The following is a 13,818-nucleotide window of genomic DNA, read 5'->3' on the forward strand; positions in this document are numbered from 1 at the left end:
TCGCCTGAAGTATGTCCAGGAGTAATGCGCGGCGGTTTTCCGCTTATAGCGCGTACGAAACTACAAGATGCGGCATTTTCGCTATTCGAAGAGAAGCGGGGATGCATGAAGATCGGTCAGGCCTGTTGCATAGATGCCTGGCTTCCCGGTTCCGGATGTCCATCGGACCGGCCCTGAGTTTGTAACGTGTACGGGGACTTGAAATGGCAATGAACGAGAACTTTCCCGGTCTCTCGCTCGATGGCGGGGTAAAGACGAAACAGAAGAGCTTTGCTCTTCATCCGCTCCATGAGGCGGCGATGCGGTTGGCCGATCTGGGCCTCAGCCGTTCGCGCAACAAGACCAAGGACCTTATCGGCATCCTGCTTTGCCACGGTGCCCGCGCATGGCGCTACTCCCAGCCGGACGCGCATATCCACCTGCACATCACTGCTCCGAGCGGCCGTGCACCGGTCATGATGCGGTTGCGCTAACGCCAATTGCACGAAATCAAGGACCTGAAGCGCGAGCGAACCTCAGAGATCGCGCTTTAGACCCTCGCCTTAAAGCAATCCAAGTTCGGAAAGTTCCCGCCGCAAATCGGCGGGCAGTTCGGCTGCCGCGCCGAGGCTATCAAGATCGCGCGGGACATCATCCTGCGGCAGGTAGCGCCAGCCCTGGAACGGCCGGCGAGGCTGACCTGTCGTTTCGATGACACTGGGATCGAGGATGAGCCGGCAGCGTTGAATGCCTTCCGCATCTGTGAAGGTCTCGATATCGAGCAGCTTTTGCCGCGCCTGCACCTGCCCCTTGATCACCCAATAGAGCGAGCCGCCATCCAACAACTCTTCCATGCGCTTCGGCACCATACGGGTCGTATGGGTCGTATGCGGCTCCAGACCGGCGGCGATGGCTGTCATCGCCCGCTCGGAAACCCATTCGCGCAGGTCATCAATCGAATCCGCGCCCACGCACAATTTGATGAGATGCAAAGCCATGGGTGCCGTTGAAGTCCTTTTGGCTGAGGACGTCAAGCCTTTAGATCAGGCGTCCACACTCAGCACTCCACCACATTCACGGCGAGGCCGCCCGTGGAGGTTTCCTTGTATTTCTCGCTCATGTCGTGGCCGGTCTGGCGCATCGTTTCGATGCAGGCGTCGAGCGGCACGAAATGCTGGCCATCGCCCTTGAGTGCGAGCGAAGCGGCGGTAACCGCCTTGACGGCACCAAGTGCGTTTCGCTCGATGCAGGGCACCTGAACAAGCCCAGCGATAGGGTCGCAGGTCATGCCCAGATGGTGTTCCAGCGCGATTTCGGCGGCATTCTCTATCTGCTCCGGTGTTGCGCCCATGACGGCGGCGAGCCCCGCAGCCGCCATTGCCGCCGCCGAGCCCACCTCACCCTGACAGCCGACTTCAGCGCCGGAAATCGAGGCGTTGTGCTTGATGATGCCGCCGACTGCGGCCGCAGTCAGCAGATAGTTGTGGATGCCTTCCTGATCCCAATCCTCATGAAAATGCTGGTAGTAGCGGATCGTTGCCGGAATGACGCCGGCCGCGCCATTGGTCGGCGCCGTCACGACGCGGCCGCCCGCAGCATTTTCCTCGTTGACGGCCATGGCGTAGACGCTGAGCCAGTCGTTGGCGAGCACCGGATTGATGCGGTTGCTGCGCCACTCCTCCTGCAGCTTGTCATGGATGGCGCGCGCACGCCGGCGCACCTTCAGGCCGCCGGGCATGATGCCATCGACCTTGAGCCCACGGTCGATACAACTGCTCATGGCCGCCCAGATGCGGTCGAGACCAGCATCCAGCTCCTCGGGGCTCATGCGCGTCTCTTCGTTGGCGCGCTTCATCTGTGCGATCGAAAGGCCGGAGCGCTCGGACATGTCAAGCATCTGCTTGGCGCTGGCAAAGGGGAACGGAACACGCTCGCCGGCAGCCGCCGGCTTCTTCTTGTCCGCCCGCATCTGTTCGAGCTCGGTATCGGTGACGACGAAACCGCCACCAACGGAATAATAAATGCGCTTGACGAGCAGGCGCTCATCCTTGTCGAAGGCAGAAAAGCTCATGCCATTGGCATGCCCCGGCAAAGGCACCTTCTTGTCGAAGATGAGGTCCGTCTTGGGATGAAACTGATATCCGGGATGACCCGGCGGCGTGATACGCCCGCTATGCTCGACCTCGTCGATGATGGCATCCATCCGGTCCGGATCGACCGTATCCGGACGCTCGCCCATCAGCCCGAGAATGACTGCTCTGCCCGTGCCGTGACCGATCCCCGTATGGGCGAGCGAGCCATGCAGACTGACCTTGATCGACGCGACCTGCACATTCGAAGACGGGCGCGGCCACTCATTCGACAGCACCAACTCCAGGAAGCGATTCGCGGCGGACATTGGCCCCATGGTGTGCGAGCTGGACGGTCCCACACCGATCTTGAAAACATCGAAAACTGAAAGAAACATGGACCTTTATTGCCTCCTCGGCAAATCGACTTTGAGCAAAGCTACGCTATCAGGGCAACCTTGCATGGCGATCGACCGACATCGGATTTCATGGCAGCGACATTACATGTAGGCATCGGGCGAGGCAAACAGAAGGGCATTGCACCCGGCCCGCGCTAAGTTACAGTCCACATCGGATTGATCCGGGAGAATCTGCCTTTATGACGACTGCCGACTATGTCGCCCTCGCCCTCTTTATCTTTCTTTGGGTTGCGCTGAACTGGATCGTCGGCAGCGCCCGTTTCTTCAATCGCACCAGCTTAACGCTTGCGATGAACGAGCGCCGGCGCGAGTGGATCTACAATTCTCTGCGACGCGATCTGAAGATGATCGATACGCAGATCCTGTCGGGATTACAGAACGGCACCGGTTTTTTTGCGTCCACCTCGATCTTTGCCATCGGCAGCTGCTTCGCGCTGCTAGGCGCAACGGACAAGATCAACGCCTTCTTCTCCGACCTGCCCTTCATTTTCAATGGCGGCCGAGCTGCCTTCGAGATCAAGGTGGCCGGGCTGGCCTGCCTTTTCGGCTACGCCTTTTTCAAGTTCGGCTGGGCTTATCGCCTGTTCAACTATTGCACCATTCTCTTCGGCTCCCTGCCGATGAGGGAGGATGCGATTCTCGATCCGATTGGTGCCGAACGGGCAGCCGAACGCGTGGTGCGAATGAACATCATCGCCGCCCGCAATTTCAATGCCGGGCTGCGGGCGATTTTCCTATCGATCGGCTATCTCGGCTGGTTCGTGAGCCCATATGTGTTCATCGTCACGACGATGTTCATCATTACCGTGCTGATCCGTCGCCAGTTTTTTTCCGACGCCCGTCTGGCCATCATGGACGGCGATGTGCCATGACAAGCCCGCGTCGCCGCAGGCGACATCAGTGATTTGAGTTCATGCCTGGAAGGACCCGCCCCAATGGTCGCAATCGCCGAGATCGCTGATGCACCGCAAAAGACGCCGCGCATCGGGATTCTGGATACGGCGCGCGGCATCGCTCTTCTGGCGATGGCAAGCTACCACTGCACCTGGGATTTCGAGTTCTTCGGCTACCTCGACGCCGGCACGGCAGAAACGGGCTGGCTGAAGGTTTATGCCCGCGCCATCGCCAGCACCTTCCTGTTTCTCGCTGGCTTCAGCCTGGTCCTCGCCAACACACCCGAGATTCGCTGGCGCTCCTATGGTCGCCGCTTGGGAATGATCGTCGCCGCGGCGCTGGCGATCTCCATCGTCACGAAACTGTTTATCGGCCCAGGCTGGATCTACTTCGGCATTCTTCATGCAATCGCCGCGGCTAGCCTTCTCGGGCTGCTATTCCTGCGTTTACCGGCTTTTGCGACCCTGCTGATCGCGGCGCTGCTCGGAGCCGGCATCATCGTCGATAATGTCATCGCGCCCTTTTCACTGCATTCCGCCGCATTCGACACGCCGTGGCTCTGGTGGGTCGGCCTGTCGGAGACGCCCCAGCGGTCAAACGACTACGTGCCGCTTTTCCCCTGGCTGACGCCATTTCTCTTCGGCCTCGGCATGGCGCAGCTGGCAATGTCCATCGGTTGGCTTAAGCGCCTGGCAACATTCGGTCCGGGCCAAAATCTGATCGCCCGCGCCGGTCGTCACAGTCTTGCTTTCTACCTCGTTCATCAGCCGCTGCTGTTCGGCCTGGTCTATCTGCTGTCGCTGGTTGCCCCAGCTCCTCCGCAAGATCCGACAGTCGGTTATGTCAAGCAATGCGTGGCGTCTTGCACGCAATCAGGCGGCGAGAAAATGTGCCGCAGCTTCTGCGAGTGCACGCTCGATAAACTACAGGCACAAAATCTCCTCAACCCCCTGGAATCCGGGGCAATCAAAGCGGATAGCGATGAACGCGTGAGCCGAATCGCGATACAATGCACGGATGAAGCGCAATGACAGGGTTATTCCATGAATGCCTATCGTTCGAAGTCGCTGAGTTTTCCGTGGCCGCCGGTCCTCTATAGCGTCGCCGTTATTATCGCGCTGTGGCTGCAGCGCTACTATCCGCTGTCCCTGCCTCTTTTCTGGTCGATCGTCGCATGGGTCGCCGGCGCTGCTCTCGTCACATTTGCGGTGACGCTGAATGTCTGGGCGGTCAAGACACTGGTGGAGAGCCGCACGACCGTCTTGACGCAGCGCTGCAGCGCCTACCTTGTCACGACAGGCCCGTTTCGCTTCACGCGCAATCCGACCTATCTCGGTTACACTCTGCTGACAGCCGGGCTCGGCCTACTGATCGGCAATCTCTGGTTCGTGGCCATGGCAGCCACGGCGGCCGCGCTCACCACGCTGCTCGTGATCCGCTGCGAAGAGATGCATCTCCTCTCCCGCTTCGGCTGCGAATTCGAATTTTACTGCAAGCGCACGCGCCGCTGGGTTTGAGGCGAACGGGCTGAGGGATTGCCTCAAGGAGGCGTTCGGGCGCGGTCTACCGGTTTCCGAAGAATAGGAGAACCTGACCGATCTTCTCTCTTTTGCGGTAAACCAGATACGTCTCGAATCCATCTCTCTCACCGGCAAAGAGATCGAATTGTCGGGATGACTTTCCTGTAGATCGCCCCTCGAGTCGAGCCGATGCTTTCGACGTTGAGAAAGAACAGTCGATTTCACCGCAGTCCACGCGAACTTCGCCTGCCAAATACTTTGTTGAATCAATGATTACACTCAGCCGGACGCGAGTTTTCTGGTTATCGATGAGCTGGCATGTGACCTTGATTTGGCAGGTGGTCTGCCCATAGATCGCATCTTTTCCATCCAGTAGAAGGGCGTAGGCAAACGGTACGCCCGATTTTGCGGTCTCGGCTGCGCGGCCACCGCCAACACTCGGAAAAGTAGCGGCGATGAACGCAGCCAAGGCAAATCCGATTCCCGCAACCATACCAAATTCCCCAAGAACGCTAGGCTTTTTTAGAAAGCGTTCTCGCCGGAACTGTGGCAACAAAATTGTCTGCTTAAACTATCACGTCCCAACGCCGATTTCGGCCAGACGGCCGAGGCAGGCTTCCTCGACATTGTCGAGTTCGCTCAGCGTATCCTCGATATCCTTGCGCTTCTGGCGCAACTCGTCGCGCTTCTCGTCCACGCGCTTCATCAGCAGCTTCAGCTGGCCGATCTCGCCCGGAGGTTCCTTGTAGACCTGAATGATCTCGCGAATTTCTGCGATAGTGAAGCCGATGCGGCGTCCGCGCAGGATCTCGGCGATGAGTCGCCTGTCGGCCGGGCGAAACAGGCGCGTGCGCCCTTTGCGCTCGGGTTGGATGAGGCCCTCGTCCTCGTAGAACCGCAATGTTCGGGTCGAAACACCGAATTCCCGCGTAAGCTCCGTTATGCTATAGTATCCGTCTACCAAGAATTCGCCCCTATCTGACGCAGACCATCATATTGACTTTTACGTAATAGTCAATTTTTGCGCGTGATGTGACTTCTGCTGCGATCTGGCCCGATGACGAAGGCTTGCCGCAGCAGCCCTCCAAGGTGGGCAGATTCGCAAGAGATCAGTAGGCGAGTATCATGGCGACCCGGCGAAGCGGATCGAAACCTATCGCTTCCTCCGTGCGAAGAATCGCCTTCAAACGCTCTGGACAGGCCTCTCCCTCTACCACCTGAAACCCCAGCGAGGCGTGGAATGAAGCGTTGAAGGGTGCAAAGCGATCAGTCGTAAGCGTCGCCCCCGCGAGTTTTCGCTGTTGGCCGTCGGCAAGCAATGCCTGCATCAATCGCCTTCCAATCCCCTTGCGCTGCCAGTTCGGATGCACATCCGCCTCGCCGATATGCAGCCAGCCATCGACGACATATCCTCCGGCATAACCAACCGGCCTGTCGTTTTCGTCGAACGCTGCATACAAAAAACCGGCATCGAGATACCGCCGCAGATCTTCTTCGCTGCTTGCCGTCGCGTCGCCTGTGACCGCGCCCGTCGCGCGCAATGTTTCAAACGACGCAAGCTCCACGGCCTGCAATGCCGAAAAATGCTCAGCGGCAGCTCGCTTGATGCGGATGTTCACATCGACCACGCCTGTTCGCCCTTTCTTATTTCTGCCGCCGCGACGATCATGGATACCTGCAGCGCGATTGCACCCAACATCATCCTGGCCTTCTACCCAAGAAGAAAAATCAACGTCAACAAGCAGATAGACGAAAGCGCTGATATTTTGTATTTGCTCCCGAAGGCAATCGCCTGCCGGCGCCTCTTTCCGGTCTTGTGCCATCAACATATGCCGTTCCAACAATGGAGAGCCAGATGCCGGTTCGCCCCATTATTCGTTTCCCCAGCCCGTTGCTGCAATCGGCCTGCGCGCCAGTTGCCACCTTCGATAACGGGGTGAGCGGACTTGCTGAGGATTTGCTGGATACGATGCGCGCCGCACCGGGCGTCGGCATTACCGGCCCACATATCGGCATACTCAAGCGGATCGTGGTCATCGAGCTCAGCCGGCAGGACGGCGTGCGCACCTATATCAATCCGCAGCTTCTCTGGTCCTCGGAGGAAACCATGAGGCATATGGAAGGCAGCGTGTCCATGCCTGGGGCCACGGAAGAGATCGTGAGACCGAAAGCTATCCGCTTTTCCTATCAGGATGTGACTGGCGCAACGCATGAAGAACAGGCTGAAGATTTCCTGGCGATCTGTATTCAGCACGAGATCGACCAGCTCGACGGCATCTTCTGGCTGCAGCGACTGTCGAAGCTCAAGCGCGATCGCCTGATCAAGAGGTGGGAGAAGCTCCGCCGCTGATCGCCCAAAAACAAAACGGGCGCCACTATGGCGCCCGCTGCATGTTCTACCGATCCGGAAATCAGCCCTTGAGCTTGGAGTTGCAGAGGCTGTAGTAGCCGCCGCCCTTCTGGATCCACTTCAGACCGCCGAGTGCGTTCTTGGCCTTGGCTGCATTGTATGCGTCGACGCAGGTGTGGAAACGGCCTTTGCCGGGCGTTTCGGTGGCATACTTGGCATCGATCTTGGCCGGGAAGGTCACGCCGGCCGGAGCGGCCGTCGTCGGCTTTGCCGGTTCAGCTGCCGGCGGCTTCGTCGCGTCAGGCTCGCTAGCGTCGACCTTGGCTGCTGCAGTTGTCTTCGCTGCCTTGGCAGCCGGAGCAGTCGTTGCCGGAGCAGTCGCGGCGGGGGCGGTTGCTGCGGGAGCGGCAGCTGCTGCACCTGCATCGGCGCTGCACTGCGTTGCGCGGAAGTCATTCCACTTCTGGCCGTTCAGAGTGCCAGCGGTTTTAGCTGCCTGATATTTGGCGCTGCACTCTTTCATGGTTAGCGCAGAAGCCGAAGAAGCGAGGCCCATCGAGCCTACAACTGTAAGAGACGCAAGGGACATCAACAGAATGGCACGACTAGTCATTGGCATTTCCTCCGCTCTATGACGAATGTCGAAACTATTAATCGTATCGTCCCTTTCGATTGTCAATCGACAGGCGATCTAGGGGCGACGGATGACACCATATGCGGACGAATATGAACGTAGACTGTACGAAAACAGCTATCGGAAAGAGCATGTTGGCCTGGGCAGCAATCATCGATGGCACTTCGCATCCCTTTGGAATCAACCGGAAATCCAATGATTCTCAGTGCCTTTATGGCACAGAGGCCGCCTCATTTTCCCATCCCGCCTCCAGCTTAGCTATGTTCCCGAATAGCAAAGTGACCACAACCGATCGCCGCTTCGCGAGCCGGGTAAACGATTTTTACGACATTGCAACCTATCGTAAGATGGGGGCCTTGAAGTGTGGAGGAACCGCCCTAATCTTTTTCTGGCAGTTCCCCTCTCTATGCCCTGGATGCTCTCCCTTCCGGGGCATTTTCTTGAGCAGCGAACCACATCACTATCGAATCAACTCGTTTGACGATCGAGAGCTGCGCGATTCTCTCAGAGCAAGCTATGAGGCGGTCGTTTTCACGATTCGAAGGAAAGCGAAAATACCTCAGGCATCGTTGACCGTTTGACCGAACACCTGCTCGAACGCCTCGCGAAGACGGATATCCACATCCGGCATCATGACGGGAAGCCCGAGATCGACGAGGCTGGTGACGCCATAGGCCGAAATTCCACACGGAACGATCCCGGTAAAATGGCTGAGGTCGGGATCGACGTTCAGCGAAAGACCATGAAACGTCACCCATTTGCGCACGCGGATGCCAAGGGCGGCAACCTTGTCTTCGGCAACCGTGCCATCGGGCAGCACCGGCTTTTCCGGACGCCTGACCCATACGCCCACCCTGTCCTCGCGTCGCTCTCCGCGTACATTCATCGATTCGAGCGTGCGGATGATCACTTCCTCAAGGGCGCCGACAAAGGCGCGGATATCCTGCCGGCGACACTTCAGGTCCAGCATGACATAGGCCACGCGCTGCCCCGGCCCGTGATAGGTATATTCCCCCCCGCGCCCGCTCGCGAAGACAGGAAATCGATCCGGCTCGATAAGATCGGCGGCATTGGCGCTGGTGCCAGCGGTATAGAGTGGAGGATGTTCCACCAGCCAGACCAGTTCCGACGCCCGGCCCTCGGCGATATCAGCGACCTCGGCCTCCATCGTTGCGACGGCCTCGTCATAAGGAACAAGACCATCGCTGATCCGCCAGCGAACGGGCGGCGTGCCTTGAACGGGAAACATTTGGTGAGAAAGTTCTGTGCGAAGCATTTTTTGGCAGTCCTTTATCCGCCGCAGGCTGCATTCGTGGAAATCCTGCGCGCCGGCGAGTTATCCACATATGGCGCTATTCCGGCGGAAATTCAAACATCTACGGCGTTTTCCCGGCATTCCCACGGGTACGATCGGAGGAGCCGCGAAGGAATTTAAAAAAACTGACATATCGCTCTTGTGCCCCCCGAATGCTTTTGCTACATGCAGCCCCGCCGGAGCAATTCGGCGCTACCACGATGCGGTCGTGGCGGAATTGGTAGACGCGCAGCGTTGAGGTCGCTGTGGGGCAACCCGTGGAAGTTCGAGTCTTCTCGACCGCACCAAGAACCCGGCTTAGGCCGGGTTTTTTGTTTTCTAGACAATGGCTTGCGCGAAGACGTGCCCCCAAGCGCGGGGATCGCGGGACACAGCTCTAATGCGCAACATCCTTGCTGACATTGCGTAGCCGGATCTGGTGATCTAGCCGTTCGATTTGGCGAGTTGTCGCCTCGATCAACTTCCCGATTTCCTGATGGGCCGTTTGCAAGCGCGAGAGCTCGTTTCTGACCGCGTCGAGCGCCCGCTCATCGCTGTCATCGGCCGGGCCGTCGCCAGCACCAGTCATAAGCCATGCGGGGGATACACCGAAAAGCGCCGACAGCGTTACCAGCGCGGAAGCCTGCGGCTCGGCGCGATCGGATTCCCAGGCGAGCATCGTCTCCTCGGTGACACCCAGTTCGATTGCCAGTTTCTCCAGGCTGATGCCCGCTGCGTCTCGAGCCATGGACAGCCGTCCGCCCAGGGTGTCGCCGCCCTCGTCCGAAAAAACGGTCGTCTCTTGTTCGGGCTTGAACATCGGTGCGATCCTTTTCTTGGCTGCGCCGGCGATCTGTGCGGCGCACTTATGTTTTAGCCTTTTCCGAAAGCACAGATAGGTCTACGGGCGTCATCCCGCCACCACGATCTGTCCCAAATGGAAAAGTGCGACATCTTGCGCACCCGGCCCCATGGTTTCGAAAGCTGTGCCAGATCGCTTCTTGATTGCAGGATGTTCCTGTGTTTGATGTTCCGTTATGTCCGTCTCCCACACCGTTTCCACACAGCAGAATCCCCTTAGAGGCATGACGATTATGGCCAGCGCCATGATCCTGCTGCCGACGATGGACGCGATCGCCAAATACATGGCGAGTTTCGAAGGCATGTCGCCTGGCCAAGTGACCTTTTACCGCTTCTTCTTCCAACTCGTCTGCATGCTGCCGCTGCTCGCGACCGCGACGGGACGGTCGGCCTTTTCGGCGAAGCGTCCCTGGATGAATCTGTTGCGTGGCGCGCTGCATGGCGCCGCCAGCCTGCTCTTTTTCGCCGCAGTCAAATATATGCCGCTCGCCGATGTTTTCGCGATCTACTTCGTTGAGCCGTTCATGCTTACGGCGCTTTCGGCACTGTTTCTAGGCGACAAGGTCGGCTGGAGGCGGTGGCTGGCGATCGTCATCGGTTTTGGCGGCGCGATGATCGTCATCCAGCCGAGTTTCGCGATTTTCGGATTGAAGGCATTGCTGCCGGTCGCCTGCGCCTTTCTCTACGCACTCTATCTCTTCATGAACCGCGCCGTCGGTGAGGCCGATTCGCCTTTGACGATGCAGATCATGGCGGGTGCGGGCGGCACCGTGTTCATGGCATTCGCCCTCCTTGTCGGCTCATCTGTCGGCGTTGCAGACTTCGAGCCTTCCCTGCCCGGCTCCATGCTCGGCCTCATGCTGTTGCTGATCCTGGGCTCGATTTCAGGCTACGCACACATGCTTGTCGTCCGAGCCTTCCGGCTGGCGCCATTGTCCCTGCTGGCTCCGTTCCAATATTTCGAGATCATTTCGGCCACGGTCCTCGGCTACGCGATCTTCGGCGACTTCCCCAACCTTTCCAAGTGGATCGGTATCGCCATCATCGTAGGCTCCGGCCTTTTCATCATCTGGCGCGAGCGCGTGCAGTCCAGATCGGTAAATTCCGCGCAAGGGTAGATCTTGCGCATGGACCGCCAAGGCAATTTGTGGCTAAAACACTGACACAGCAGAAGTATTGGGCGGAGATTGCATGTTCAAGAAAATCCTGATCGCCAATCGCGGCGAGATCGCCTGCCGCGTGATCAAGACTGCACGCCGGATGGGCATTCTCACAGTCGCGGTCTATTCGGATGCAGATCGGGATGCCCTGCATGTCGAAATGGCCGATGAATCAGTCCATATCGGCCCTGCGCCCGCCGCTGAAAGCTATCTCATCGCCGACAAGATCATCGCCGCTTGCAAGCAGACCGGCGCCGAGGCCGTTCACCCCGGTTACGGCTTCCTTTCGGAGCGCGCCTCCTTTTGCGCGGCGCTGGAAAAGGAGGGTATTGTCTTCATCGGCCCGAAGCCCAAAGCGATCGAAGCCATGGGCGACAAGATCGAGTCGAAGAAATTCGCCAACGCCGCCAAGGTCTCTACCGTTCCGGGGCATCTCGGCATCATCGATGATGCCGATCATGCGGAAAAGATCGCGGCCGAAATCGGCTATCCCGTCATGATCAAGGCATCGGCAGGCGGCGGCGGCAAAGGCATGCGCATCGCCTGGAGCAAGGACGAGGTGCGCGACGGCTTCGATCGCGCCCGGTCCGAGGCGAAGAGCTCTTTCGGCGATGACCGCGTCTTCATCGAGAAATTTGTCGTAGACCCACGGCACATCGAGATCCAGGTGCTGGCCGATGCTCATGGCAATGTCGTCTATCTCGGCGAGCGCGAATGCTCCATCCAGCGCCGCAACCAGAAGGTCGTGGAAGAGGCACCCTCGCCGTTCCTCGACGAAGCAACGCGCAAGGCCATGGGCGAGCAGTCGGTGGCACTGGCCAAGGCCGTCGACTATCAAAGCGCCGGCACGGTCGAGTTCATCGTAGATCGCGACCGGAATTTCTATTTCCTCGAAATGAATACGCGCCTGCAGGTCGAGCATCCGGTGACGGAACTGGTGACCGGCATCGATCTCGTCGAGCAGATGATCCGCGTCGCCGCCGGTGAGACGTTGCCGTTCAAGCAGGCTGACATCAAGCTCAAAGGCTGGGCGATCGAAAGCCGTCTTTACGCGGAAGATCCCTATCGCAACTTCCTGCCTTCGATCGGCCGTCTGACGCGCTATCGTCCGCCGCGCGAAGGCAAGACGGAGAAGTCCATCGTCCGCAACGACACCGGCGTCTTCGAAGGCGCCGAAATCTCCATGTATTACGATCCGATGATCGCAAAGCTCTGCACATGGGCTTCGACGAGGCTTGAAGCAATCGAAGCGATGGGCGAAGCTCTTGATGGTTTCGTCGTCGATGGTATCGAGCACAATATGCCCTTCCTGTCAGCGCTGATGAAGCATCCGCGCTGGCGCGAGGGCCGTCTTTCCACCGGCTTCATTGCCGAGGAATATCCTCATGGCTTCGCGCCCGTAACGCCGGATGAGGATCAGACCGCTCTGCTTGCAGCCGTCGCCCTTTCCTGCAGCCTGATCGAAGCCAACCGCCGCGAGCGCTATGGCGACCGGTTGCGTTCCGCAGCCGGACCATTGCGGGAAAGCTGGGTTGTCAGGCTCGGAGCCGATAACCTGCCCGTGGCATTGCTCGAAGGTGTTGTTACCATTCCTTTCGAGATGGACATGCAGATCGGCGGCCAGACCGTTACTGTCGCGACCGAATGGCGCCCCGGCGATGCCGTCTGGGTCGGCCATATCGGTGGCCGCAGGTTGACGGTTCAGATCCGCACGGTGCTGAACGGCCTACGCATCGATTGGCAGGGTATTTCCGTCATGGCCAAGGTGTTCACACCGCGCCAGGCCGAGCTCGATCAGCTCATGCCCGTCAAGCTGCCGCCGGATACGTCGAAGCTGTTGCTCTGCCCCATGCCCGGCCTCGTCGTGTCGATCGCCGTAACCGAGGGACAGGAGGTCAAGGCCGGCGAGACGCTAGCCATCGTCGAGGCGATGAAGATGGAGAATGTCCTGCGCGCCGAACGTGATCTTGTTATCGGCAAGATCAACGCCAAGCCGGGCGAAAGTCTTGCCGTTGACGCCGTGATCATGGAATTCGCCTGATCAAATCAAGTGATCTGAACAAATTCCGGAAAAGTGTCCGACGGTTGTTCGGCTAAAACTTCACAATTGCGACGCTAAGTGTCTGATTTTGGCTTGAGTCGCCCTGTGCGGCCGTGGCAATGTCGCGCGGATCAAATCATAGCAGGAAGGGATGAAACCATGGACGTAAGAGCAGCAGTCGCGGTGCAGGCCGGTAAGCCGCTTGAGGTGATGACGGTTCAGCTTGAGGGACCGCGCGCCGGCGAAGTGCTGATCGAGGTCAAGGCGACCGGTATCTGCCACACCGATGATTTCACCCTATCGGGCGCCGATCCGGAAGGTCTGTTTCCCGCCATCCTCGGTCATGAAGGTGCAGGCATCGTCGTCGATGTCGGTCCGGGCGTGACCTCGGTCAGGAAGGGCGACCACGTCATTCCGCTCTACACGCCCGAATGCCGCGAATGCCCCTCATGCCTTTCCCGCAAGACCAACCTCTGCACGGCAATCCGCTCGACCCAGGGCCAGGGCCTGATGCCGGATGGCACCTCGCGCTTCTCGATCGGCAAGGACAAGATCCATCACTATATGGGCTGCTCGACCTTCGCCAATTATACCGTG

General features: G+C 58.8%; 17 protein-coding genes and 1 tRNA gene. 10 read left to right on the top strand and 8 right to left on the bottom strand.

The genetic code is table 11. The features are described 5' to 3' along the window. Positions 1–203 precede the first annotated feature (203 nt). On the top strand, positions 204–473 hold the full coding sequence (locus QD461_RS28110) for a hypothetical protein (protein WP_414090531.1): 270 nt from the start codon (positions 204–206) through the stop codon (positions 471–473). A 69-nt stretch (positions 474–542) separates the two neighbouring features. Here QD461_RS28110 and QD461_RS28115 read toward each other — a convergent pair whose 3' ends face one another. Together QD461_RS28115 and QD461_RS28120 are read right to left on the bottom strand one after the other, a co-directional pair. Beyond that, complete coding sequence (locus QD461_RS28115) at positions 543–977, bottom strand: DUF1489 family protein (RefSeq protein WP_414090532.1); 435 nt, start codon at positions 975–977, stop codon at positions 543–545. A 59-nt stretch (positions 978–1,036) separates the two neighbouring features. Then, positions 1,037–2,446, bottom strand: a complete 1,410-nt coding sequence (locus QD461_RS28120) for an L-serine ammonia-lyase (protein ID WP_184710369.1) — start codon at positions 2,444–2,446, stop codon at positions 1,037–1,039. 200 nt (positions 2,447–2,646) lie between these two features. Here QD461_RS28120 and QD461_RS28125 point away from each other — a divergent pair, with 200 nt between their 5' ends. From QD461_RS28125 to QD461_RS28135, 3 genes are all read left to right on the top strand, one after another. After that, positions 2,647–3,339 (top strand): DUF599 domain-containing protein, encoded by a 693-nt coding sequence (locus QD461_RS28125; protein WP_184710367.1) that lies wholly within the window; start codon positions 2,647–2,649, stop codon positions 3,337–3,339. A gap of 63 nt (positions 3,340–3,402) precedes the next feature. After that, positions 3,403–4,392: a DUF1624 domain-containing protein gene (locus QD461_RS28130; RefSeq protein WP_414090533.1), complete on the top strand. Its 990-nt coding sequence runs from the start codon at positions 3,403–3,405 to the stop codon at positions 4,390–4,392. Between the two features lie 12 nt (positions 4,393–4,404). Further along, positions 4,405–4,878, top strand: a complete 474-nt coding sequence (locus QD461_RS28135; protein ID WP_414090534.1) for a methyltransferase family protein — start codon at positions 4,405–4,407, stop codon at positions 4,876–4,878. A gap of 46 nt (positions 4,879–4,924) precedes the next feature. Here the strand turns inward: QD461_RS28135 and QD461_RS28140 are convergent, their stop codons facing one another. The 3 genes from QD461_RS28140 to QD461_RS28150 all read right to left on the bottom strand — a co-directional run bounded on the left by QD461_RS28140 (position 4,925) and on the right by QD461_RS28150 (position 6,710). Then, positions 4,925–5,374: a hypothetical protein gene (locus QD461_RS28140; protein WP_414090535.1), complete on the bottom strand. Its 450-nt coding sequence runs from the start codon at positions 5,372–5,374 to the stop codon at positions 4,925–4,927. A gap of 81 nt (positions 5,375–5,455) precedes the next feature. After that, a complete protein-coding gene (locus tag QD461_RS28145; protein ID WP_184710360.1) occupies positions 5,456–5,845 on the bottom strand; it encodes a MerR family transcriptional regulator in 390 nt (129 codons plus the stop codon). Between the two features lie 145 nt (positions 5,846–5,990). Next, the gene (locus QD461_RS28150; RefSeq protein ID WP_414090536.1) at positions 5,991–6,710 is read right to left on the bottom strand and encodes a GNAT family N-acetyltransferase; all 720 of its coding nucleotides are present in this window, start codon (positions 6,708–6,710) and stop codon (positions 5,991–5,993) included. 26 nt (positions 6,711–6,736) lie between these two features. Between QD461_RS28150 and QD461_RS28155 the strand changes: the two genes are divergently transcribed. Continuing rightward, on the top strand, positions 6,737–7,231 hold the full coding sequence (locus tag QD461_RS28155) for a peptide deformylase (RefSeq protein ID WP_414090537.1): 495 nt from the start codon (positions 6,737–6,739) through the stop codon (positions 7,229–7,231). A gap of 61 nt (positions 7,232–7,292) precedes the next feature. On the opposite strand, the gene QD461_RS28160 is transcribed toward QD461_RS28155, so the two are convergent. Beyond that, positions 7,293–7,844, bottom strand: coding sequence for a hypothetical protein (locus QD461_RS28160; RefSeq protein ID WP_414090538.1), 552 nt, complete (start codon positions 7,842–7,844; stop codon positions 7,293–7,295). A gap of 152 nt (positions 7,845–7,996) precedes the next feature. Between QD461_RS28160 and QD461_RS28165 the strand changes: the two genes are divergently transcribed. Beyond that, a complete protein-coding gene (locus QD461_RS28165; protein WP_414090539.1) occupies positions 7,997–8,446 on the top strand; it encodes a hypothetical protein in 450 nt (149 codons plus the stop codon). On the opposite strand, the gene lipB is transcribed toward QD461_RS28165, so the two are convergent. Then, positions 8,425–9,141, bottom strand: a complete 717-nt coding sequence (lipB, locus tag QD461_RS28170; protein WP_414090540.1) for a lipoyl(octanoyl) transferase LipB — start codon at positions 9,139–9,141, stop codon at positions 8,425–8,427. The two genes, QD461_RS28165 and lipB, sit on opposite strands and share 22 nt — an antisense overlap. Positions 9,142–9,382: 241 nt before the next feature. On the opposite strand from lipB, the gene QD461_RS28175 reads away from it, so the two are divergent. Continuing rightward, positions 9,383–9,467: transfer RNA gene (locus tag QD461_RS28175), tRNA-Leu, on the top strand. A gap of 89 nt (positions 9,468–9,556) precedes the next feature. Here QD461_RS28175 and QD461_RS28180 read toward each other — a convergent pair. Continuing rightward, on the bottom strand, positions 9,557–9,979 hold the full coding sequence (locus QD461_RS28180) for a helix-turn-helix domain-containing protein (RefSeq protein ID WP_184710353.1): 423 nt from the start codon (positions 9,977–9,979) through the stop codon (positions 9,557–9,559). Positions 9,980–10,244: 265 nt separating this feature from the next. On the opposite strand from QD461_RS28180, the gene QD461_RS28185 reads away from it, so the two are divergent. From QD461_RS28185 to QD461_RS28195, 3 genes are all read left to right on the top strand, one after another. Then, complete coding sequence (locus QD461_RS28185) at positions 10,245–11,138, top strand: DMT family transporter (RefSeq protein ID WP_414090541.1); 894 nt, start codon at positions 10,245–10,247, stop codon at positions 11,136–11,138. Between the two features lie 73 nt (positions 11,139–11,211). Next, on the top strand, positions 11,212–13,221 hold the full coding sequence (locus QD461_RS28190; protein ID WP_414090542.1) for an acetyl-CoA carboxylase biotin carboxylase subunit: 2,010 nt from the start codon (positions 11,212–11,214) through the stop codon (positions 13,219–13,221). Between the two features lie 159 nt (positions 13,222–13,380). Then, positions 13,381–13,818, top strand: a 438-nt coding sequence (locus QD461_RS28195; RefSeq protein ID WP_414090543.1) for an alcohol dehydrogenase catalytic domain-containing protein, incomplete at its 3' end; no start/stop codon positions are given.

It is taken from the genome of Rhizobium sp. BR 314 (assembly GCF_047445805.1).
Taxonomy (GTDB): Bacteria; Pseudomonadota; Alphaproteobacteria; order Rhizobiales; family Rhizobiaceae; genus Rhizobium; species Rhizobium lusitanum_B.